Source organism: Paraburkholderia madseniana, from assembly GCF_009690905.1.
GTDB lineage: Bacteria > Pseudomonadota > Gammaproteobacteria > Burkholderiales > Burkholderiaceae > Paraburkholderia > Paraburkholderia madseniana.
This window is the reverse complement of sequence record NZ_VOSW01000017.1, coordinates 1-21,238: the sequence shown is the minus strand read 5'-3', so window position 1 is coordinate 21,238 and position 21,238 is coordinate 1. Positions and strand designations below refer to the sequence as shown.

Below are 21,238 nucleotides of genomic sequence, written 5' to 3'. Positions count from 1 at the left end.
ATCTCGCGACCCCACCAAGTGTACATGTATCTGTGCAGGCCATTTGCCTAAATTGATGGCCATCCCGCCCGACTCTCTCTGTGGCGACAACTCTCACTGTCTTTCCTCAGCATGAACAAGATACGAAATGCAAACGCGATCCTCTCGCAAGGCGACTCGCCCTCCAGACAAGTCGTGCTCGAGATTGCCGATCGCACACTCGAGCGCCTGGACAGCTATCGGCGGATCAGAAACATCATGCGCATGGACGGTACCGTGTTGCATGTTGGAACCCGCTCATGGGATCTATCGCTGAAGCGCAACGTGTACCTGATCGGGGCCGGCAAGGCCTGCAATCACATGGCCATGGCGGTAGATCATGTGTTGGGAGACTTCCTGACCCAGGGGATCGCGATCGTAAAGATCCTGGAGGAAACCGATCGATTCAACAGGACCGAAGTCTTCGTGGGTGGACACCCGCTACCCAACGAAGAAGGCCACCGCGCTTCCAGGAAAATTATCGAACTCGTCGATCAGGCTGGGCCCGAGGACCTGTTCATTGCGGTGATCAGCGGCGGCAGTTCAGCACTCATGTCGTGCCCGATCGAGGGCATTAGCTTGCAGGATGAGATCGATACCACCGACGTGCTGTTGAAATCCGGCGCGGGTATTTACGAAATCAACGCCGTGCGTCGTCACATTTCGGCCTTGAACGGCGGCATGCTAGCGAAGCGCATTCAGGACGTAGGCGCCGAACTGATCGGCTTCGGTATCAGCGATGCGGTGGGCTCGCCTGCCACGGGCGATATCGCCGTGCCCTATCCGGCGTATAAAAGCACGCCGATCGGCCCCGACATGACGACGCTCGACGATGCGCGCGCAACGATCGTCAATCGCAATGTCGCCGAGCGGTTGCCTGCAAGCGTTGTCGATTATCTGATGAACGCCGGCCCTGAAGCGGAAACGCCCAAAGCGTTTCCCGACAACACCTACTTCCTGCTCAACACGCTGCCGGATTCCTGCATCTACGCCAAGGAAATCTGCGAGGAGATGGGTCTTCCGGCCATGATCGTTTCGTCCTTCCTCGAGGGCGAAAGCCGTGACGCCGGCACTTTCTTCGCTTCGATTGCGCGCGAAATCCAGACATACGGCAACCCGCTCAAACCTCCTTGTGTGCTTCTCAGCTCCGGCGAGGTTACGACGCTGATCGACGACAACAGCGTGATCAAAGGCCATGGTGGCCCAGGCCAGGAAATGGCCGTGAGTTTTGCCATCACGGCCGCGAGGACAAAGGGCGCGTGCCTGTTATCGATCGATAGCGAAGGCACGGACGGCACAGCGAACGTCGCCGGTGGCATTACCGATTCCACCAGCTTCAAGGCTGCGGCCGACAAAGGAATCAGCCTGTACCAGGCGCTGCGTGAGCACAGTTGCTTCGAGGCGCTCGATTCGATTCGCTCCACTGTTTTTACCGGTAACACCGGCACCAACCTGTGCGACCTGAACATCCTTTACATTCCTGAGCCGAAGGCGGGTGAATAACATGGAAGACAGGATCGCATCCGTCCGGGCCCAGCAGATCATCGACTGCAAATGCCGCCCCGCTGTCGAAGTCGAGATCCGCACCGAGAGCGGTGCAATCGGGCTGGGCGCCGCGCCCACTGGCACTTCGGTGGGCATGCACGAATCGTTTGTGCTGCGAGACAACGACCCGTCGACCTACAAGGGGCTAAGCGTTCATCAAGCCGTCAACAATGCGGTGAACGTGATTGGTCCGGCGCTCATCGGCATGAACGTGTTCGATCAGCGAGCCATCGACGGAAAAATGATCGCCCTTGATGGCACACCCGACAAGCGTCGTCTCGGGGGCAATACGATCTACTCGGTATCGGTTGCAGCTTTCCGCGCCGCGGCGGCCGCGCTCTCGACTCCGCTTTACAAGCACATTGCGGGTGGCGACATCCGAACGGTGCCCGTCCCCTGTTTCAACGTAATCAACGGCGGCCGATGCGAAGGACTGACGCAGGCATTCAATGAGTTCCTGATTGTTCCCTACGGCACTGATCACGTCGATTCGTCCATCGAGATGGCCGTCGCCGTGTTCCAGAAGCTCGCGGACGTGCTCACAGACTACCTGGGACATAAGCCACAGGTTGCCAGCTCCTATGGCTATGCCGCGCCGTCAGACGACCCTGAAACGATCCTCGCATTAATGCAGAAGGCCGTTGACGCGTGCGGCTATACAGGCCGGATCGCCTTCGCGCTCGATTGCGCGTCGAGCGAGATGTACAACAAGGAGACCCATACCTATCTGCTGAAAGGCAAGTGGGTGTCGTCGGACGAACTGATCGCCTACGCCAGGTACCTGACGGAAACTTTCCCCCTTATTTTCATGGAGGATCTGCTCGACGAGAACGATTGGACCGGCTACGTCAAGGCGGTTCGCGAACTCGACCGCACCATCGTGCTCGGCGACGACCTGACCGTGACCAACCCTGCCTTGCTCAGGAAAGCTTACGAACTCCGCGCCGTGAGTGGTTTCGTACTCAAGCCCAATCAGGTCGGCACGATCACTGAGGCGCTGGACGCTTATCGATTTGCAGAAGAACACGGAATGATCGCGGTGCCATCAGGCCGCTCCGGTGGCGTCGTCGATGACGTCGTGATGGACTTCTCGGTCGGCCTCCAGGTGCCGTTTCAAAAGAACGGCGCGCCGCGTTCCGGAGAACGCATCGAAAAGCTGAACTTCCTGATGCGTGCCAATGCACGCAGCCCCGGTTGCCGCCTCTATGACATCTCGCCACTTCTTCGGTTTTGACGCGCGCTGCTGATGTTTGAAACCCGCCGATATGCCACCCCACTCACTTCGAAAAGGTGAACTCAAATGTATCCGAACATCGACTTTCTCTATCTTTCAGAGCCGGACATGATCACAGCCGGCGTACTGGATGCAGCGCGTTGTGTTTCTGTCTGCGAGGAGACCTTCAGTCTTCTTGGTAAAGGCGATTACCTCATGGGCGGCGCCAATCACAACAATCACGGCCTGAACATCGTCTTCCCGAAAGAGACGAAGTTTCCCAACATGCCGGTGGCGGGACCGGACCGGCGATTCGCCGCCATGCCCGGCTATCTGGGTGGACGCTTCGATGTCTGTGGCAATAAATGGTATGGGTCGAACCATGCCAATGCGGAGAAGGGATTGCCGCGCTCGATTCTGACCATGATGCTCAACGATAAGGACACAGGGGCGCCACTGGCTCTTATGTCGGCGAATCTTCTGAGTGCGGCGCGAACCGGAGCTGTGCCTGGCGTCGCAGCGAAGCATCTGGCCAACAAGGATTCGAAGACCGTATCGGTTATCGGCTGCGGTCCGATCAACAAGGCCTGCTTCACGGCAATCATGACCCAACTCGGCGCGGTCGAGAAAGTCATCTGCTTTGACGTTTTCCTGGACAAGGCGAACGAGTTCGCCGGCTGGGTCGAGGAAAAATACCGTATCAGCGCCATCGGCGTCGACGAGGCTGAACAAGGCTTTCGTGATGCGGACGTCATCACGGTCGCGGCCTCGCGCCTGAAGCCGCTCTACTTCAAGGATGAATGGATCAAGGAAGGGGCGACCATCCTGGTGTCGGGGCCGTTCAATACAGACGAATTTTTCCTGACCGATTGCAAGATCGTTTTCGATCACACTCCCTTGCAAGAGGCGTATGTCGAGGATGCCGACGCGTCCGGGAACAAAGACGCCTACTACAGCGGTGTGATCGGCGGCCCGTTCTACCGGTTGATCGATGCCGGCAAACTGCCCGCGCTGGCGGATTCGACTGGCCTGGGCGACGTCGTCAATGGCAATAAGCCCGGGCGAGAAAATGCGGAAGAGCGAGTCATTTTCATTGCCTGTGGCATGGCTGTTTTCGACATCAGCTGGGGTTTTGAAATTTACAAGAATGCAGTGCGGCAGGGAATTGGCCAATCGCTGAATCTTTGGAAGAAGCCCAGCGCGTTGTGAGTTGACCGAACAAGGTAGGCGCGGCTTCAGTGGGGGCTACCGGCCCCTTGACGATGTGCTACCGTCAGCCACTTTCCAACGCGTTGCCAATCAGGCGAACGTCTCGTCGAGCGCCGCCTTGATATCCGCAATCAGATCGGCTGGGTCTTCGAGACCAATCGACAGACGCAGATGACCATATTCCCGGAAAACGTCCGGATAGCGCTCCGATCCGCCCCGTCCCGCCTTGCCGACGTGCACGATCAGGGACTCGTCGTGGCCAAGCGATACCGCCGAGGTAATGAGACGCAGGTTGGCCACGAAGCGATTCTGTATCTCCGGTTCACCTTCGACGGCAAAAGCCATGACAGCGCCGTATCCCATGCCACCAAACTGGCGCGACGCAAGCGCATGCTGAGGATGGGAAGGCAGTCCCGGAAACGCCACAAATTCAATGCGCGAATCCTTGTCGAGGAATTCGGCGACCCTCTGCGCGGTAGACACGTGCTGAGCCAAACGCAGTGGCAAGGTCACTGAGCCTCGCATGATCAGCCACGCATTGAAAGGCGAGATTGAACCGCCCACATCGACAAGCGCATCGGCCTTCAGACGGCGAATCGGTTCCGTACGCCCGATCACGGCTCCGCCCATCGCATCGCCGTGCCCGTTTATGTACTTCGTCAGCGCATGAACCACGAAATCCGCGTCATGTTCAAGGCCGCGAAACATCGGCGGGGGCGTGAACGTCGCGTCGATCGACAGCATGGCGCCAGCATCGTGTGCGAGCTTTGCAAGCGCCGCCACATCTGCCACCTTCGTGGTCGGATTCGCAATCGTTTCGGCATGAATCAGTTTCGTGCTCGGGCGTACAGCGTCGCGTACCGCAGCGAGGTCGCTGATGTCCACGAACGTCGCTTCGATACCGTACCGTTGCGGAAGCAGCTCACTGAAAAGACGCCAGACAGCCTCATACGTTACATCGCTGACCACGACATGATCGCCACTCTTCAGAAACGTGAAGAAGATCGCATGCAACGCAGCAACGCCCGTGCTGAAAACGGCTGCATCCTCACCGCACTCCATTGCGGCGAGCTTACGCTCGAGGCAAAGCTGATTGTGGCCAGAATTGCGGGTGTAGAACAGCGTTTGAGAATCCGACCAGTCGAGTGAAGACGGGTCATCGGGCAACTGGTACGAGTTCGCCATCACGATCGGCGTACGGATCGCGCCCGTCGTGGCGTCAACGACGTTCCCGGCATGCACGGCCTGACTGGCGAAAGAAAGGCTTGCCGGTTCGTCCTTATCAGGCCGTTGCTGACTGTTCATGGTTGCCATATACCGCCTTCCTGATGCACACGACCTTCGGTTGAGTCATTTCCTCGTACGCAAATCTGACACCTTCGCGGCCGAGGCTTCCGTACTTGAATCCCCCAAATGGCATGGCGTCGAATCGGTAGTCCGATGAATCGTTGATCATGACGCCGCCAGCGTCCAGTTTGTCGGCTGCCTTGAGCGCGGCATGCAGATCATTTGTGAAGATGCCCGCATGCAGACTGTATTCGGAGCTGTTGGCGAGCGAGAGTGCTTCATCCAGTGTCTCAATCCGCTGAAGAACGACAACCGGGCTGAATACTTCCTGCTTCCACAGGTCGCATTCGAAGCTGACGTCCTCAAGTACCGTTGGTGCGTAAAGCGAACCGTCCTGAGTATTGCCGCACAGCAGTGCGGCTCCCTGACTGAGCGCGGCATCCACCACGCGTTTCGTGCGAGCCGCTGACTGAGCCGTGATCATCGGCCCGACGTCCGTGTCAGGCAACGCGGGATTGCCCGTCTTGAGCACTTTGGTGCCGGCAACGAAACGCGTCCTGAACGCGTCATAGATGGACGACTGAACCAGAATGCGTTGCGTGCCAATACAGTTCTGGCCTGCGGCCCAGAACGCTCCTGACACACACGACGTAGCAGCGTCCTCAAGGTCGCAGTCGTTCAGAACGATGACGGGTGCATTACCGCCCAGATCCATCGCAAGCTTTTTGAGGCCTGCGGAACTGGCTATTCTCTCTCCGGTTGCGAATCCACCGGTAAACGAAACCATTCTGACGTCCCGGGATGAGACGAGTGCTTCGCCGAGCGCTGCGCCACCCGTCGCGACCGACACGACGTTCTGTGGCATGCCGGCCGCCACCAGATATCCGACGAGCTTGATCGCCGATAGCGGCGTGAGTTCGGACGGCTTGAGAACGACGGCATTGCCGCCGGCAATCGCCGGGCCGAGCTTATGCGCAACCAGGTTGAGTGGATCGTTGTACGGCGTGATCGCAACGATAATGCCGAGCGGTTCCCGGGTGAACCATCCCTGGCGGTTTTCCGATCCACCATACGCATCGAACGGCACGACCTCACCTGCGTTTCGACGTGCCTCATCGGCGGATAGCTTGAGGGTGTTCACACACCGCAGCACTTCTTTCCGGGCCTGCTTGATCGTCTTACCCGCTTCCGCGACGATGAGATTCGCAAATGCGTCCCCATCACGCTCCACGAGCGATGCGCAGGTCTCGAGCACGCGAGAGCGTTCATGACGGGACAGGCTACGGCAAACGCGCGCGCCCTCCTTCGCGGTCTGGATCAGCACTTGCGCGCCTTCCGGCGGAATGTTCACGACCGTGCCGACTTCGACGCCATCGAAGGGATTGGTGACCGAGATAAAGCCGGGCAATGAGTCAATGGGGAATTCGGAATTCATTTCGAAGCGCCTGCGTCCTTTCTTGCGAATGGGGAAAATTTCAGAAGCCAACGCGCAAACCGTTTCAGCGCGTCTCGCGTCCGGTCCCTGTCTAGAGCGTAAGCGAGCCCTCCACAGATGTGACGCAGGAACCGCCCACGCGCACATTTCCGTTCGCATCCACGCTAACCTTGATTCGCCCATCTCGACCGACGCATCGTCCCTGAGCCGCCACGTAATCTGTTCCGCCGGGCGGCAACAGTCCACGCTGCCACTGGAAAGCCGCCACGCTGCCGTTGCCGCTTCCGCAGACTGGATCCTCCTCCACGCCACAGGACGGCGCGAAGGTACGCACTTCGATTGCCGCATCGTCTCCATGCTCGCGCGGGCCGAATACGGTCAGGCCCGTGACGCCCAGGCGGCGCTCGAGCTCCGCCAACCTGACGAAATCCGGCTTAAGATTGAGTACGGTAGCGGCATCGTTCAGATGCGCCACGATCCAGATGGCGCCGACATTCACGATGCCTGGCGCAGTCTTCTGGTCCACTTTGCAGCCGAGGATCAGCTCCAGTTCCGCCACATCTGCGGCCTGCAGCGGGTCCAGCTTCGCGGGTGGCAGATTAAACGTGAGCTGGCGGTCTGCGCCTCGCTCCTCGAGCGTCAATTCGACGAGGCCGATGCCGCATTGTTGAATCAATCGACCGCTTTCGCGCGGTGTGACACGCCCCGCTTCCACGATGGCGTGAGCACTACCCAGAGTCGGATGTCCGGCGAAGGGAAGCTCGCTACGCGGCGTGAAGATCCTCAAGAGATAGTCGGCCCCGGCTGTTGTGGGCGGAAGGACAAAGGTCGTTTCTGACAGGTTGGTCCAGCGCGCGACGGCCTGCATCGCGTCAGTAGTCAGGCCCTCCGCGTCCAGTACCACGGCCACCGGATTGCCGAGAAGCGGCTTCGCGGTGAAGACGTCAACCACTTTATAAGATCGTTTCATGTTCGCCTCGTCTGACTCGCGTGGACATCTGGGTACTCTTTGGATGCAAGTGCAACACATACATCGTAGCGCGTGCAGCCCAACCATAACAGTCACAGTTTTTCGCCCATTCGACCATTACAATTTCGCCCAACGGGAATGGCAAACGCTCACCGGTTGACGACCCGCTTCGGCATTGCCAGCGCCAGCGCGCAACCCAGCAGCAGGCAGATACCGAACGTGATGACACCCGCGCCCACGCTATGTGTCCGGTCTTTCAGCCAGCCAAGGAAATAGGTACTCGCGAAGCCTCCAAGATTGGCAATCGAGCACGCGAATGCAATGCCGGCTGCTGCTGCCGTGCCGCGAAGAAACGTTGACGGAAGCGCCCAGATCACCGGCATCGCCGCCGCGGCCCCGGCGTTTGCCATCGAGAGAAGGATGACGATGGCGGCCACGCTCCCCGGAAAAAAAGCGCTTGCGATCAGGCCAAACGCTGAGCACAGCAAAGGCACGGCGACATGCCAGCGACGCTCCCGGAACCGGTCGGAACTGATCCCGGTTAGCAGAACCATGACAACCGCCAGGCCATTGGGGATCGCCATCAGCGCACCGATCTCGATCGCACTCTTCGCGCCGGCATCGCGCAGCATCGTGGGCATCCAGAAACTTATCGAATAGAAGCAGAGCAATACGCAGAGGTCGAGGTAGCCCACCACCCATACTTTCGGATTGGTAAACGCCTGCGCCAGCCGATGCTCCTTCTTTTCCTCCCGATCGATTCCGATGTCCCGCTTGAGCCTCGTGAGTTCGGCGGCGCTGAGAAAACGCGCGCCCTGATGCGTTTTCGGCAGGAAGATATAGACGAGCACACCAAGCAGAACAGAAGGCATTGCTTCCAGCGCGAACAACCACTGCCAGCCTCGCAGGCCGTGCACGCCGTCAAAGATCGACAGGATCCAGCCTGAAAGCGGCGCGCCGATCAGACTCGACAGCGGCAAGCCCACCATGAAGAGTGCGACGATCCGGCCACGCCGCGCGTCGGGAAACCAGTAGGTGAGGTAAAGCAGTGCGCCGGGCAGGAACCCGGCTTCCGCCACGCCCAGCAGGAAACGCACGAGATAGAACTGCCCCGGCGTCTTCACGAACATCGTCAGCCCGGAAAGCACGCCCCATGTGACCATGATGCGCGCGATCCAGAAGCGGGCGCCGATTTTCTCGAGCATCAGGTTGCTGGGCACTTCAAACAGGATGTAGCCGACGAAAAACAGTCCGGCACCGAGCCCGTACACCGTTTCGCTAAATCCGAGTGAATCGAGCATCTGCAGCTTGGCAATGCCTACATTCACGCGATCCAGAAATGCGGCAAAGAAGCATAGACCCAGGAATGGGGCGAGCCGCCATGTGAGCTTGCGATAGAGACTGCGCCCGGTCGGAGCGTCGTCTTCAAGATCACAGGAGGGAATGTTCAGGGGAGACGTCGACATGTTGAATCCTGGAAGAGGACATGGAAGACGCGCTTCGCAGTCTTCAGCGAAACGCGCAACCTGGCTTCACGAATAGTTGATCACGAGCAGCTTGATTTCCGACATCTCGTCCATCGCGTACCGTGTGCCCTCACGGCCGGTGCCGGATTCCTTCCAGCCGCCGAAAGGCATGTTGTCGATGCGATAGATCGGCACGTCATTGATCATCAGGCCGCCGACATCCCATTTCTCCAGCGCCCTGAACGCGCGCTGCAGGTCTCGCGTGAACAAGCCACCCTGCAAGCCATAGCGCGAATCGTTGGCGCGCTCTACAGCTTCATTGAATGTGCGATAGCTGTTGAGCGTGAGTACAGGTCCGAAGATTTCCTCGTCCTCGACCAGCATGCCCCGTTGAGTATCCGCCAGCACGGTCGGCTGCACGACTGCGCCGACACGCGGGCCACCAGCCAGCAGACGCGCGCCGCCGGTGAGCGCTGCGTCTATCCAGCCCTGGATGCGGATAGCCGATTTCTCGTCGATCACCGGACCTACGTCGATGCGCTCTTCCATCGGATCGCCGACCTTGCACGCGCGTACCTTGTCGAGCAGCCTTGCCTCGAACTGAGCCCGTACATTCTCGTGCACGAGAATGCGCTGTACACCAATGCAATACTGTCCACCGAACACCACGCCGCCACGAACACACCGCGCCGCCGCGAGGTCCAGGTCCGCGTCTTCCGCCACGATCACCGTGCCGTTGCCGCCGAGTTCAAGCGCGACTTTCTTGTGGCCTGCAATCGACTTGATATGCCAGCCGACCTTGGCACTGCCCGTGAATGTCACCATGGCGAAGCGGTCGTCCCGGACCATCGACTCCGCGAGGGGAATACCGCAGTGACACACCTCCAGCGCACCGTCGGGCAGGCCCGCATCGCGCATGACCTCCTGCAGCAAAAGACTGGTAAGCGGCGTTTGCGGCGCAGGCTTCAGCACGACGGCATTACCTACCGCAATCGCCGGCGCGACTTTGTGCAGGACGAGATTGAGCGGAAAATTGAACGGCGAGATCGCCAGGATGAGGCCAATCGGAAAGCGTCTTGCAATACCCACACGACGGCGCATGCCCGCCAGTTTGTCGAGATCGAGGCGGGACAATTCCGTAGCGCTGCCGCTGGCATCGGTGGTCTGGTATTCGAAAACGCCCGCGTCGATATCGAGCGGTACTTCTTCACCATGACTGCGCCGTGCTTCGGCAGCCGCGTTACGCAAGTTGAAGATGCCACGCGAAACCTCTCCTCGCGCATCGTACAAGGGCTTGCCCGACTCCGCCGCGATCGTACGCACGAACTCATCGCGCCGTGATTCAATCAGGTCCGCCGCGCGTTGCAGAATATCCGCGCGTGCGAATCGAGGCAGTTGGCGCATGATCTCGAACGCGGCTTGTGCACGCTCGATCGATCGCTCGACAGCGTCAGCATCGGCAATCGGCATATAGCCAACCACAGCGCCGTCATAGGGGCTGCGCACAGCGTTGGTGGGTTGGGTTTTCGTCTCAATGTCATATTTCATTTGGCATCCTTATCTATAATCGGTGCTTCTACTCACGGCCGCTCACTTCGAATCCGTGTGAAGGTTCCAACGAGGAGTGTTCTCGCCGGCTATGCGACGACCAGGGTCTGGTTGAGGTCTGCGATCGCACGCACGAGACTGCACGGCGCCAGCATCGAGGTTTTCGGATTGCTCGGCAGGGTCTTGCCCGTGACCGCAATATCAATGTGGCCAAAATCGCCTTCGGCCCTGATCCGGTGCGTGTTGCCGATTGCAAGCGGATCGACGTACAGCACCACCCTGGTCCGATCGAAGCCGACGCCGCCCAGCGCGACCGCGGCGGCCACGTTGGCGTTCTGCGGAAAGAGGCGCGCCGCATCTCGCGCCGTGCCTTCATAGATGGCTGTCGGCGTTTTGATGTCGTCGAGCACAACCAGCGCTTCGGCAGGCGTGCCCCGCCAGGCGCCCGGTGCCTTGTGCGATTCATAGCGCACCTCGCGCAGGCCGGCGAACTTCGCCGCGCCAAGCGCATCGAGCCCGCCCAGCGCCCCGGAGGGAATGCGCAGACGTGCCCCTGCGACGGTCGCGCTGTCGATCAATAGCGTCTCGAGCGTGGGATCCGCCAACGCACCGACTGAGGCGACGAGCATGTCGTGCCCCGCCGCCAGGATGGACGGGCCCAGGTTACGCAACGCTTCGTGGCCTGCACATTCGACGACGAGGTCGAGATCGCTATCAAGGAAGTCATCAACGCTATAGACAATCCGCGCGTCGGCGTCGAGCGCCCTGCGCGCTCCCTCGCGATGTGTGTCCCGTTCATAGACAGCCACGACACGAACGGCGGGTACGTGCCGGCTCAGCAGGTCGTACAGCAGGCTGCCGATGGCGCCGCATCCTATCAATCCAACATTCATCATGTCCCTCACTCGGTTCGTGGTGCCCGGGCTCGGCCCCACGTGATGAATGCATTAGATGGGATACAAATTTCCCGGGGAAGGTGCTCGAAGTGACGTCTATCGTCACAAAAACAGAACACTGGGGGTGCCTGGTCAGGGAAACTGGCGACCTGTTCTGAGACGCCGGATCAGAAGGTCGAGGAAACGCTGTGCCGCGACCGACAGTTGTCCCCCGCGAAAGCTGATCACGTCAATGGTCGCCGACCCGGAATTGCGCTCGTCCAGCGGTACTGCCCGCAACCATCCGTGAGCCGTCTCCTGCTCGAGGGTGAGTGGCGGCATGAAACTGACAAGATCCGATTGCCTGACGAGGTTCTTGATAACCTGCAGTGAGTTCGCTTCAATCGCAACCTGAAGCGCGACGTTCGCCCGTTCGGCAGCTTTTTCGATCAGATAGCGAATGCCGAAGGTCCGCGCCGGCAACGCGACTCTCACATTACCCAGTTCAGACATGGACACTGTTTTCCGGCCGGCGAGTGGATGCTCCGGCCGGCATATCATCTGCAATGGCTGGATTGAGCGGCCATGAAGATTGATGTCGTCGCGATTGAGGACATTGAATGCCATGCCAATCTCGGCGCGATGATCGACGAGGGCGTCGACAATCTGTGCGGTTCCGCAGACCTCGAGATGGACAGCGATACCCGGGTGGTCACGCGAGAACTCCGTGATCAGGTCGGGCATGAAGCTATGCACGGCAGCTTCAACCAGCGCGATCCGGACCACACCATGGCGCAATGAGCTCAGGTCGTCCATTGCAGCGTGCAACTGCTCGACGTGGCGCGTGTTGGCGTTCACGTAGTCGAGCAATAGCTGGCCGGCTGCGGTTAGCGTCGCACCGCGCGGTGAGCGGTCGAACAGCGCCGCGCCGAGTTCCTTTTCCAGGTTGCTGATCTGCTTGCTGATCGCGCTGGGTGCAACGAAGAACGTCTCTGAAGCATGTCTTAACGAACCCGTGCGCGCAACTTCGGCGAAATACCTGAGTGACTGGGGCTGGATCATTCCGCTCAGGTTGCGCTGACGCTGTCGAGTTCCGTCTGTGTGAGCCCGTACTTCGCCATTCGGGCACGGTGATCAGCCGAACCGAGGTACTTGCGAAGTTGCTCATTCACCGCCTGCAGAAGGTCAGGATTGCCCTTGCTGAACGAGAACGCGCCGACAGGTGCTCTGCCATCCTTGCTCGTTTCGTGCGCCACCACTTCCAGTTCCTGATTTGCGCTGGCAAGAACACGGCTGCCAACTGCCGTGCTCGCGTAGGCGTCGATTTTTCCCGCGAGCAGCGCGTCGATCGCTTCGGTTTGGCCCTTGAACGCCACTATCTGGCTATCGCTCACGCCGACCGACTTTGCAGAGTCGAGCTGAACCGTCCCAGCAACGATTCCAAGCCGCGCGTCGTTGCGCGCCGCAACGGCCGCGTAGCTCGTCAGCGCTTTCGGATTGCCCTGACGAAGCAGGAAGCCGTCGCCCAGCGCCCAGACCGGCACGCTGAACGCAACGCGCTCGGCGCGCTCGGCGGTCACGAAAATGGGTACGTTCATGTCCCACCGGCCTTCCTGCACACCAGGCAGAAGTTCTTCGAACGAGGTCAACTGATGTTCGATGGAGGTCACACCGATCGCCCGAAGCACCACCTCGGCCAGTTCGATGTCGGCGCCCGTCGCCGAATGATCTTCACCCGTCCAGTAGAACGGCGGTTCCTCGAGATACGCGATTCTTACTTTCATAGCTGTGCTCCACATGTCCAGTAGTTAAGATTCCGGTCGCCCGCCCTTGGGCGTGGCGATTCATTTGTGCGTCGATGACACAGCTGCCTGAACCGCGCAGCGCTGCGAACCGAGCCCCTCGATTCCGCAAGTAATGACGTCGCTTTCCTTCAGATAGTCTGGCTTCGGTTTGTTGTACGCAACGCCGTGAGGCGTTCCAGTCAGGAGGAGATCGCCGGGCAACAAGGTCATGAATTCACTTAGATGGGCAATGATCTGGCTGACGGAAAACACCATTTTTCCGGTACGGCTTTCCTGCTGGGGCATTTCATTTTTTTGCAACCAGATCCTGAGATCGAGCGACGCGGGAAGGTCGTCCAGCGTGACCAGCCAGGGCCCGAAAGGAGCGAAGGTGTCCGCGCTTTTCGCCTTGCTCCACTGCCCTCCGCGCTCGAACTGCCAATGCCGCTCAGTGACGTCGTTGGCGACAGCCACGCCAGCGATGAACGACGCAACCTCCTCGGGGCGAACGTTGAGCGCCACGCCGCCCATGACCACCGCGAGTTCGACTTCCCAATCGACCGCTTTGGCAGTCGCCGGAATCACAATTGGGTCAAATGGTCCGCTCAGCGCAGTCGGAGACTTGAAGAACACGAGCGGCTCCTGCGGCAGTTCAAAACCGGTTTCCTCAGCGTGATCCGCGTAGTTCAGTCCCACGCATACGATTTTGCCCGGCGCTGCGATTGGACTGCCCAGGCGGGAGGCTGGAGGCGCTTCCGGTAGCCGCGAAAGATCAGCCCGCAATATTTCGCTCAAAGAGCTTGCCTCCAATGCGCTCCCTGACCAATCACGAACCAGGCTGCTGGCGTCGCGTACCGTTCCGGAGGCGTCGAGAATACCTGGTCGCTCGTCACCAGGCGGGCCAAATCGGACAAGTTTCATCGTGATGTTTCCAACCTATGCCGACACGTCATGCCGTAGCGGCGTCCATGACCGTTGAAAGTGCTGACAGTGCGGGTCCGAGACGCGCGGGCGGCAGGTAGCCAAATCCCAGCCGGAATACACGGCTGCTTTCGCCAAACCATGCGCCGGATGCCAGTTGCAAATCGTGACCCGGCAGCAAATCCCAGAAGCGCGCGACAGCAACGTCGTCGAATGCGTCGGCGCGCAGGCGCAGGCAGCATAACGCGCCGGCGTCAGGACGCACCCACTCGATGCGCTCGTGCTCGCTCTCGCACCAAAGCGCCAGTTCCTGGAGCGCAGCGGCGAGCAAGCGGCGTCGCGGTGCAAGCACGCTTTCCCTGTTGCGCAGAAGCGCTGTGGCGAGCGTCTCGTCGAGTACCGATCCGGAAATCACGGTGTTCATTTTGGCGACGGCCAGACGCTCCCGTAGATCCGCGTTCGCCACCGTGAGCCACCCGGTGCGCAGGCCCGGCGCGCCGAGCGCCTTCGACACCGACGCGCCGGTGACGATACGTGGATCGAGTCCCGCGAAACTCTCGAGCGCCGCATTGTCGCCATAGGTGGCCTCCCGATAGGTCTCGTCGATGAAAAGTATCGCGTCCGGAGACCGCTTTTTCATCAGGACGAGGAGCCTCTCGACGTCGGCACGGGACGTCTGGATACCCGCCGGATTCTGTGGCGAAGCGATGCTGATCAGCTTCGTTTTCGACGACAGACTTGCCTCGATCTGGTCCAGGTCCAACCGATAGCCATTCTCGAATGACAGCCTGATCTCGCGGACGCTAACGCCGGCGCCGAGCAGGCAATCACGGCTCGGCGGAAAGCATGGCGTCGCGAGGACAGCCTCGTCGCCCGACCGGCAAACTTCGAAAGCGAGAAGAAACAGACCGAGCGCGGTACCTTGTGTCGTGATGATCTGCTCGGCTGGAACCTTGCAGCCCTCGGCAATTGCCTCGCGAAGCGCGACCGAACCGGCGGATGTGCCATAGCCGAGCTTCAGATTGCGGATATCCTCGAGCCCCGCCAAAGACAAGAGTTCGCCGAGCGTCAGGTCCTGCGACGTACTCTCCGCCAGGTTGAACGGCCGGTTCACATTAAGAAGTGAAATGATCTCGTTGCGAGGAAATCGCCCGCGCCACGACTTGGGACTCGATTCGCTGAAGCCAGCCTGTTGTCGTTCGTCGAGATTCTGTTGAATACCCTGCATGCTTTTGCCTTGCATTTGCTGTGAATTGTTTGTCAGACGATCCGTTGCAAGCAGCCAAACAGCCGCTCCAGCCCGGCCCCGACAGCAGTTTTCGCTGTGCACGGCACCCCGGCTCCTTCAGACGCGATCGCAACGCATGCATCGTAGCGCTCACCCACCGACCATAACAGTCACAATTTTCTGCGAAATGGACCATCACAATTCCTCTTGGCGAGCCGCGGCGCCGGGTCGATAATCGTGGTTTACACCGATTACACCGTTATGAGCCCTTCCATGGACATGGACACGCCCACTCCGTACCGCTACGAGCGCCTGGCTGAGCTCATCGTCGGCATGATCGACAATGGCGCGCTCGCGGCGGGCACGCGTCTGCCATCCGTGCGCGCGGTCAGCGAACAGCACAGCATCAGTATCTCCACGGTGTTACAGGCGTATCGCCTGCTCGAGGATCGCGGCATTCTGGTCGCGCGGCCGCAGTCAGGCTTTTACGTCGCGGGCTCGCGCCGCGGCGCGCTCGCGTTGCCATCGATCTCGCGGCCGCGCGCGAAGGCGTCGACCGTGTCGATCAGCGGCGCCGTCGCGGGACTGCTCGAGCACGTGTCGAACCCGGCGCTGGTGCCGCTCGGCTGCGCCGTACCCGACGCGGCGCTGCTGCAATCGAAGCGGCTCGACCTCGCGCTCGCGCGTGCCGCACGTCAACACGGCACGCGCTACAACATCTATTGCGCGCCGCAAGGCGATCCGCGCCTGCGCCGCGAAATCGCAAAACGGGCGATGCACTTCGGACATGCGCTGTCGCCTGACGACCTGCTCATCACGAACGGCTGCACCGAGGCATTGACACTCGCGCTGACCGCTGTCGCGAAGCGTGGTGATTCGATTGCGATCGAATCACCCACTTACTTTGGCCTCCTCCATACTCTCGAAGTGCTGGGCCTGAAGGTCTTCGAGCTGCCCACCGACCCGACGCGCGGCATCGACGTCGACGCGCTCGCCCGTCTGCTCGATACGGAACCGGTGGCCGCCTGCGTACTGTCGTCGAATTTCAACAACCCGCTTGGCTGCGCGATGGCCGAAGCCGACAAGCGCTCGCTCCTTGCTCTGCTCGCGCGGCATGCCGTGCCGCTGATCGAAGACGACGTCTACGGCGACATCCACTTCGGACGCGAACGGCCCAAGCCGTTCATCGCGCTCGACGGCGGCGCCAATACGATCTACTGCAGCTCGTTTTCGAAGAGCCTTGCACCTGGGTATCGGGTCGGCTGGATTGTGGCGGGCGCCTATGCGCAGCAGGTGATGGAACGCAAGCTGGCTTTCAGCCTCTGCTGCCCCGTTCTGCCTCAGGTCGCGCTCGCGGACTTTCTGGAGAGCAGCGCATACGACGCACACTTGCGCGGCGTGCGGCGCATCTTCGAAGAGAACCTCGGGCGCATGACGCGTGCGATCGAGGCAAGCTTCCCGACCGACACGAAAGTAAGCCGGCCAGCAGGCGGCTTCATGCTCTGGCTGGAACTGCCGAGGCGCTTCGACTCGCGCGCGCTCTTCGACGAAGCGCTCGAACAAGGCATTTGCTTCGCGCCCGGTGACGTCTTCTCCGCAAGCCGGCGCTTTCGCAATTGCCTCAGGCTGAGCGCCGGGCATGCCTGGGACCATCGCATCGAAGATGGCGTCCACCGGCTGGGACGGCTTGCGCGAGCGTTGCTCGAGGGTTAAGCGCCTCGTGTGCGCGGACACCCGACCTCAGCTCTCCCGTGCATCGCTGGCGCAATGCTCCATCACTTCGAAGAGCGCCCCCGTCTATCACCAATGCCATATAGCCGAGCCCGCGCCCGACACACATACTGCAATCAACCTAAGCGTCTCTGCAACCTCGCCCGATCGCACTCACTCCGTTCCACGGAGCGACCCGCTTTCTCCCTGGACACGGCGCACATCGGCGCTTCGGTTCGGCGCAGCGGGTGCATGCGCCGCCATTTCGAAAGGAGAGTCAAAATGAAGACAGCACTTTTACTGGTCAGCGGCGTGCTCTGCGCGTGCTCATGGCAGGCAAACGCGCAGGAAACCACCGCGCAACAGCCGCCGACGGCAACCGAAATCCTGAACAGTTCGCAAGGGTCAGACATGTCGACCAACTCGATGTCGGGCGGCGCCGCGATTCAACAAGGCAAAACCCGTGCCGATGTCTATCAGGACCTCGTGCGCTCGCAGCACAACGGAGAAGCGGCAAGGCTCCAGCAGCTTTTCAAGGGAGGTCAATGATCTTTCTGTCCGCTCCGGAGCGCGGCAGCGGACGCACGTGACGCAGGCGACGCACGACGGGGGCCGGGGTGAACAAGACTCGGTCCTCCTCGCGCTATGGCCTCGCTACAGCTTGATACCTCTTTTCTTCCAGCGCGGCGAAGGCAACCTGCCGGAGCCTGCCCGAATCTCAAGCAGACGCGGCACATAGGCATGTTGACCGAGCGGCACCGGTGGTGGATTCAACGTGCCGAAGCATGGGCCTAGCAGGTGAGGGACCGCCGCGACCTGATCTGGATCGAGGGAATTCGCCTCGGTTTCAATCCACACGCGAGCGGAAGGCTGAGGCGTGAACGTATTGGGCTGCAATCCATTCGCGTACTCGATGATTTTTTGCCGCGCCAGCAAGCGGGCCACCTGCGGCGCCGCGGCGCTGGTTCCGCTCAACGCAACGAGGCAGCCGCTGCGCGTACTCGCGCTCAGCACGCCTGCGCACGCGACGGAGTCTTCGCTGACCGCCGCCGCATCCGGACCCGATCGCTGCGTCGCCAGAAGAGAAGGTCCGGTCGATGAGTAGGTCGCAGCGCGTCCGTCAGTCCTGCGATAGGCACCGACCACGACGGTGTGCTCGCCAGTCGCAATGGAACTCAACGTGCCACTACGCTTGATCCACGTCGACGGATTGCCTTCGTCGAAGTCCCGCACGTGGGCCCCAAAAACAAACCGCTTGTACGCCAGATCCTCGAAGCGCGACTGGCGCCCTCGCAGTGGATAGCCGTAGGCCGTTTCATTACGCTGTACCCACGCGTGAATCTCCAGATCGTCACTCGACCCGTTCGTCAGCGTCACGGTCCAGTTGCCCGCCGGCGCCGGATCGCGCTGCGGATGATTCATCGTTGTAGGGGCGAGTGCGATCAGGATCATCTTGCAGTCCCCCGTGGCGACGCGATCCAGATAGACCGCCGTGCACAGCACATTGCGCCCCGGTTGCCACGTGTAGAGATTCTCGACGGGAAACGCGGGGCTCGTGCCTCCTTCCGGAGGTGTGATCTGAACAGTCAGATTGGATGCGTCGACATTCTTCGGCAACCATATCTCAAGAAAACCGGGCGTGGCGCAATCGGGCAGGACACGCCACGTAAGCGGGCTCGACGTTCCTTTCTCGAGCTTGAGTTCCGCATGACAGCGCAGCATGTTGCTGTTTCCCGCGGGTACGACGATCGATAGATCGCGATGCAGACCGATCAGTTCATCCATCGCGCTTTCAATGATCGAACTGCCGTCGTGCGGACCCGCCATATAGCCGTAGCTCAGGTTGAGTACAACCGAGTACCCCGCGCCTTCGGCAAGATCGTCGGCGCGACGCAGGAGGTAGCGGATCGCGTCGAGTGCATGAACGGCGAACCAGAGCCCGGACGTGTCGCGAATCATTCGCCCTGCCGTCCTGAACTGGACGCACAGGATACGCGGCGGTTGAACCGTTCCCGTCCGCTCCCCTTCCAGGGTCAACGCGGCGGCCTCGATCTTGTTGTGCCTCACGCCGCACGCGAGATCCATCACCTCGGTGCCGTGCGCCCAGCGTTTGCGCGCGCCGACGTAACCGTTGAGCCGATACACGGCGTCTTCATCCACGAGTCCTTTGGTCACGCACTGATTGAGCAAGCCGTTTATGTCGGCGCCGGCTAGCTCACGCCCGTAGTGCACGCCGAGTGATGCCACCGCTGCGTCATCCTGGTTCCAGAAGTATTCGATACGGGTCAACGGAATATCGGCGACGGAACGAAAGCGTTCGTGAGCGAACGCCAGACCGTCGTCCATGACACCCATGAAGACGGCGTGCGGCGCGTCAGTGGCCGCTGCGCCCGGTTGAACGACGGGACCGAAGATGGGCTGCGTTCCCGGCATGGACGCTTCGGAACCAGGAGCCACAGACTGCACCGCGTCGCCAGGAGCGATCGGCATCCCGAGTTCAAAGCGCTTCACGACACCCTTCATGGCGCCATCGATTTCGGTGAAGAACTGCTTTGTCACGATCGCAGTCAGGAAGCGCGACGCTTCCAGATCATGCGGCGGAAAGCGATAGACGGTCGATACTTGAATCCAAGTCTTCCACGCGGCATTCGCGTTTTCCAGACTCTCCGCGAACGTCTGCGCGGTAAGGGGCGGAGCGCCCGCCACTGGCCAGTGCGCTTCCAGTTCAAGGATGACGCGCACCCAACCGGTGGGTTGCCCACCGAGGTGAGCAAACGCCGTTGTGTCCGCCCACGCCAGATAGGGGTCGGCGCGGGTGCTGTTAGCGGCGCGTCCGATCCAGTTGAGACCGCTCCACGCGCCGCCGCCCGCCAAAGATTGCCAGCTCATATGCCACCTCGTATGCCACCCTTTCTGCACGCATCGACACGCTTACGGCTAACGCGTGTTCTGGAGACTCTTACCCGTCCACTCGCTCGCCGCTTGGTTCCATAGCCACCACAGAATGTCGGATCCATCCACGGCCGTTTGCGCAGCGTCCCAGTCGATGAACGAGAAGTAGGCCCGCACCTGTGGCGCGGTCATGGCCGGATTGTTCAGGATATAGGCAGCGACATCGGCGTCGCTCAGCGGCTCGTGATAATCGAAATCCGGATTGCCGTGCGGACCGTTGGCGTTGATACCGTTGCCCTTGAAATAGCGCGGAGTAATCATGCCGTTGCCGCCAAGCTTCGGCTTGCACCGCGCGACAAAGTATTCCCCGAGTGAAGTACCGAGCACGTGCCCCGCAATGCTGTCGATCGGAAAATGCACACCCGCCACCGTTCGATTCACCGCGACGCGGTACGCCTGCCTCATCGCCTGCTGACGGAATACGGAGTTGGGCTGCGCATTGAACAATGCGCACAGCACTACCGCGATAATGAACGCCTGAGTCGAATGGCCGCTCGGTAGCGAGCCATGCCCCGGCGTCTGGATCATCGGCTGCACCTGGGTCGAGTACTCGATGGCCCTTTGCGCCGCTATCGCATGCTTGAAGCGAATTTCCGCGAAGATTGCGAACCGCACAGCGGCATCGAGCAGTTCGAGCGTCTTCGGCGTGCGGCTCGGGTGCAGATAGATGAGGGTGCTCCAGAATGCCACTTGTGGGCCCATCTGACACAGTATCTCAGCGGCGCGGTCCTCGCGCAGGTCCGAATAGAAGTCCAGCCAGTCGAGTTGTTTCGTGAAAACGGCCACGTCCGGGCGGCTCAAAGAGACGACTTTCACGTCCGCGCCGCCTGACGCGGCCCGATGAGACAGCATGGCGGTGTAAGGGTCGGGAAACGAAAACTTCAGACTGGTCAGCAGTTCGAAATCGAACACCGTCGCGCGCACCCAAGGTTCCCATCGCCACAGTTGAGCGGGATCGTCGAGCGCAGGCGGCTGCGGTGTGGTGAGATCCTGCAGTTTCTGATTATCTTTGTTGAGCGTCACCAGCTCCGGAGTCCGCCAACTGCCCACTATCCCGTCGCGGTGTCCCATCAGCGC

At 60.6% G+C, this 21,238-nt stretch carries 17 protein-coding genes; 5 read left to right on the top strand and 12 right to left on the bottom strand.

Annotated features, from left to right (window positions below; genetic code table 11):
• Positions 1-111: 111 nt before the first annotated feature.
• The 3 genes from FSO04_RS11080 (at position 112) to FSO04_RS11070 (ending at position 3,985) form a co-directional block, all read left to right on the top strand.
• Positions 112-1,521, top strand: coding sequence for a glycerate kinase type-2 family protein (locus tag FSO04_RS11080; protein WP_154559728.1), 1,410 nt, complete (start codon positions 112-114; stop codon positions 1,519-1,521).
• Between the two features lies 1 nt (position 1,522).
• Positions 1,523-2,797, top strand: a complete 1,275-nt coding sequence (eno, locus tag FSO04_RS11075; RefSeq protein ID WP_154559727.1) for a phosphopyruvate hydratase — start codon at positions 1,523-1,525, stop codon at positions 2,795-2,797.
• Between the two features lie 66 nt (positions 2,798-2,863).
• Positions 2,864-3,985, top strand: a complete 1,122-nt coding sequence (locus FSO04_RS11070; RefSeq protein WP_154559726.1) for a tyramine oxidase subunit B — start codon at positions 2,864-2,866, stop codon at positions 3,983-3,985.
• A 90-nt stretch (positions 3,986-4,075) separates the two neighbouring features.
• On the opposite strand, the gene FSO04_RS11065 is transcribed toward FSO04_RS11070, so the two are convergent.
• From FSO04_RS11065 to FSO04_RS11020, 10 genes are all read right to left on the bottom strand, one after another.
• Positions 4,076-5,299, bottom strand: a complete 1,224-nt coding sequence (locus FSO04_RS11065) for a trans-sulfuration enzyme family protein (protein ID WP_154559725.1) — start codon at positions 5,297-5,299, stop codon at positions 4,076-4,078.
• Complete coding sequence (locus tag FSO04_RS11060; protein ID WP_154559724.1) at positions 5,268-6,707, bottom strand: aldehyde dehydrogenase family protein; 1,440 nt, start codon at positions 6,705-6,707, stop codon at positions 5,268-5,270. The genes FSO04_RS11065 and FSO04_RS11060 overlap by 32 nt, the downstream gene beginning before the upstream one ends.
• A gap of 91 nt (positions 6,708-6,798) precedes the next feature.
• Positions 6,799-7,677, bottom strand: coding sequence for a PhzF family phenazine biosynthesis protein (locus FSO04_RS11055; RefSeq protein WP_154559723.1), 879 nt, complete (start codon positions 7,675-7,677; stop codon positions 6,799-6,801).
• Positions 7,678-7,826: 149 nt separating this feature from the next.
• A complete protein-coding gene (locus tag FSO04_RS11050) occupies positions 7,827-9,143 on the bottom strand; it encodes an MFS transporter (RefSeq protein ID WP_154559722.1) in 1,317 nt (438 codons plus the stop codon).
• Positions 9,144-9,209: 66 nt separating this feature from the next.
• Positions 9,210-10,691, bottom strand: coding sequence for an aldehyde dehydrogenase family protein (locus tag FSO04_RS11045; RefSeq protein ID WP_154559721.1), 1,482 nt, complete (start codon positions 10,689-10,691; stop codon positions 9,210-9,212).
• Between the two features lie 89 nt (positions 10,692-10,780).
• Positions 10,781-11,587: an aspartate dehydrogenase gene (locus tag FSO04_RS11040; RefSeq protein WP_154559720.1), complete on the bottom strand. Its 807-nt coding sequence runs from the start codon at positions 11,585-11,587 to the stop codon at positions 10,781-10,783.
• 132 nt (positions 11,588-11,719) lie between these two features.
• Positions 11,720-12,628, bottom strand: a complete 909-nt coding sequence (locus FSO04_RS11035; RefSeq protein WP_154559719.1) for a LysR family transcriptional regulator — start codon at positions 12,626-12,628, stop codon at positions 11,720-11,722.
• A 5-nt stretch (positions 12,629-12,633) separates the two neighbouring features.
• Positions 12,634-13,350: a transporter substrate-binding domain-containing protein gene (locus FSO04_RS11030; protein WP_154559718.1), complete on the bottom strand. Its 717-nt coding sequence runs from the start codon at positions 13,348-13,350 to the stop codon at positions 12,634-12,636.
• A 60-nt stretch (positions 13,351-13,410) separates the two neighbouring features.
• On the bottom strand, positions 13,411-14,271 hold the full coding sequence (locus FSO04_RS11025; protein WP_154559717.1) for a fumarylacetoacetate hydrolase family protein: 861 nt from the start codon (positions 14,269-14,271) through the stop codon (positions 13,411-13,413).
• A gap of 28 nt (positions 14,272-14,299) precedes the next feature.
• Positions 14,300-15,499, bottom strand: a complete 1,200-nt coding sequence (locus FSO04_RS11020) for a pyridoxal phosphate-dependent aminotransferase (protein ID WP_154559716.1) — start codon at positions 15,497-15,499, stop codon at positions 14,300-14,302.
• A gap of 273 nt (positions 15,500-15,772) precedes the next feature.
• Between FSO04_RS11020 and FSO04_RS11015 the strand changes: the two genes are divergently transcribed.
• Positions 15,773-17,212, top strand: coding sequence for an aminotransferase-like domain-containing protein (locus FSO04_RS11015; RefSeq protein ID WP_233464812.1), 1,440 nt, complete (start codon positions 15,773-15,775; stop codon positions 17,210-17,212).
• Between the two features lie 279 nt (positions 17,213-17,491).
• Positions 17,492-17,758, top strand: a complete 267-nt coding sequence (locus FSO04_RS11010) for a hypothetical protein (RefSeq protein ID WP_154559715.1) — start codon at positions 17,492-17,494, stop codon at positions 17,756-17,758.
• 105 nt (positions 17,759-17,863) lie between these two features.
• On the opposite strand, the gene FSO04_RS11005 is transcribed toward FSO04_RS11010, so the two are convergent.
• Both FSO04_RS11005 and FSO04_RS11000 read right to left on the bottom strand, forming a co-directional pair.
• Positions 17,864-20,098, bottom strand: coding sequence for a S8 family serine peptidase (locus FSO04_RS11005; RefSeq protein ID WP_154559714.1), 2,235 nt, complete (start codon positions 20,096-20,098; stop codon positions 17,864-17,866).
• 48 nt (positions 20,099-20,146) lie between these two features.
• Positions 20,147-21,238: phosphatase PAP2 family protein (locus FSO04_RS11000; protein ID WP_154559713.1), on the bottom strand; the 1,092-nt coding region annotated here is incomplete at its 5' end.

Bases quoted from the DNA above. Each gene is read 5' to 3' on its own strand.
- FSO04_RS11080 (WP_154559728.1), top strand. From the start codon at position 112: ATGAACAAGATACGAAATGCAAACGCGATCCTCTCGCAAGGCGACTCG.
- eno (WP_154559727.1), top strand. From the start codon at position 1,523: ATGGAAGACAGGATCGCATCCGTCCGGGCCCAGCAGATCATCGACTGC.
- FSO04_RS11070 (WP_154559726.1), top strand. From the start codon at position 2,864: ATGTATCCGAACATCGACTTTCTCTATCTTTCAGAGCCGGACATGATC.
- FSO04_RS11065 (WP_154559725.1), bottom strand. From the start codon at position 5,299: ATGGCAACCATGAACAGTCAGCAACGGCCTGATAAGGACGAACCGGCA.
- FSO04_RS11060 (WP_154559724.1), bottom strand. From the start codon at position 6,707: ATGAATTCCGAATTCCCCATTGACTCATTGCCCGGCTTTATCTCGGTC.
- FSO04_RS11055 (WP_154559723.1), bottom strand. From the start codon at position 7,677: ATGAAACGATCTTATAAAGTGGTTGACGTCTTCACCGCGAAGCCGCTT.
- FSO04_RS11050 (WP_154559722.1), bottom strand. From the start codon at position 9,143: ATGTCGACGTCTCCCCTGAACATTCCCTCCTGTGATCTTGAAGACGAC.
- FSO04_RS11045 (WP_154559721.1), bottom strand. From the start codon at position 10,691: ATGAAATATGACATTGAGACGAAAACCCAACCCACCAACGCTGTGCGC.
- FSO04_RS11040 (WP_154559720.1), bottom strand. From the start codon at position 11,587: ATGATGAATGTTGGATTGATAGGATGCGGCGCCATCGGCAGCCTGCTG.
- FSO04_RS11035 (WP_154559719.1), bottom strand. From the start codon at position 12,628: ATGATCCAGCCCCAGTCACTCAGGTATTTCGCCGAAGTTGCGCGCACG.
- FSO04_RS11030 (WP_154559718.1), bottom strand. From the start codon at position 13,350: ATGAAAGTAAGAATCGCGTATCTCGAGGAACCGCCGTTCTACTGGACG.
- FSO04_RS11025 (WP_154559717.1), bottom strand. From the start codon at position 14,271: ATGAAACTTGTCCGATTTGGCCCGCCTGGTGACGAGCGACCAGGTATT.
- FSO04_RS11020 (WP_154559716.1), bottom strand. From the start codon at position 15,499: ATGCAGGGTATTCAACAGAATCTCGACGAACGACAACAGGCTGGCTTC.
- FSO04_RS11015 (WP_233464812.1), top strand. From the start codon at position 15,773: ATGGACATGGACACGCCCACTCCGTACCGCTACGAGCGCCTGGCTGAG.
- FSO04_RS11010 (WP_154559715.1), top strand. From the start codon at position 17,492: ATGAAGACAGCACTTTTACTGGTCAGCGGCGTGCTCTGCGCGTGCTCA.
- FSO04_RS11005 (WP_154559714.1), bottom strand. From the start codon at position 20,098: ATGAGCTGGCAATCTTTGGCGGGCGGCGGCGCGTGGAGCGGTCTCAAC.